1 protein-coding gene is annotated in these 965 nt (G+C 49.4%); it reads right to left on the reverse strand.

Annotation, left to right across the window (positions count from 1 at the left end; genetic code table 11):
* The coding region (locus J7438_RS25945) for a hypothetical protein (RefSeq protein WP_209278921.1) at positions 1-965 on the reverse strand (965 nt) is incomplete at both ends.

Below are 965 nucleotides of genomic sequence, written 5' to 3' on the forward strand. Positions count from 1 at the left end.
GATGCCAGGGTCACCTTCTGTTGCGGTGGTTGCAGTTGATAATGCTGCTTGCCCGGTTGTCGATTGAAGTATTGCTGCTTTATCAATTGTCGCCTGAGTTGTAGCGGTTGCTGGCAATTTTGTTGATGGAGTTGTTTCTGTGGCCGTTGAAGTTTCTGTCAGCGGTGAAGCAGTCGTTGTGCTATCCGAAATGCCAGAAGTCATTGTTTGACTGGTGATATCAGACGTTGATCGTGCTTTTTCCTGAGTAGTTGCCTGAGTAATTGCCTGAGTAATTGATTGTCGCGTTGTTGTCTGTTCGGCTGTCGTGCCTGTTGATGCAGGCGTCATTGATGAAGAAGCAGCCGAGCTATCCGTGGAACCAGAAGTGACTGTCTGAGCGGTGGTGTCGTGGATTGTTGTTGCCGCCTGACTTGATTGCCTGGCCTGTGCAGTGGTTGAGATAGTGGTTGAGGTTGGAGACGCCGTTGTGCTGTCAGAGATGTCAGGGTCACCTTCTGTTGCGGCTGTTGTGGCAGTTGCAGATGATAATGCTGGTTGCCCGGTTGTCGATTGAAGTATTGCTGTTTTATCAATTGCCGCCTGAGTTGTAACAGCTGTTGGTGATTTTGTTAATGGAGTTGTTTCTGTGGCCGTGGAAGTTTCTGTCAGCGGTGAAGCTGTAGTTGCGCTGCCCGAAATGCCAGAAGTCATTTTTTGACTGGTGTTATCAGATGTTGAACGTGCTTTTTCCTGAGTAGTAATTGCCTGAGTAATTGATTGTCGCGTTGTTGTCTGTTCGGCTGTCGTGCCTGTTGATGCAGGCGTCATTGATGAAGAAGCAGCTGAGCTATCCGTGGAACCAGAAGTGACTGTCTGAGCGGTGGTGTCGTGGATTGTTGTTGCCGCCTGACTTGATTGCCTGGCCTGTGCAGCGGTTGAAATAATTGTTGAGGTTGGAGACGCCGTTGTGCTGTCAGAGATGC

The organism is Thalassotalea sp. G20_0 (genome assembly GCF_017744175.1).
In the GTDB taxonomy this organism is placed as follows: domain Bacteria; phylum Pseudomonadota; class Gammaproteobacteria; order Pseudomonadales; family Endozoicomonadaceae; genus Endozoicomonas.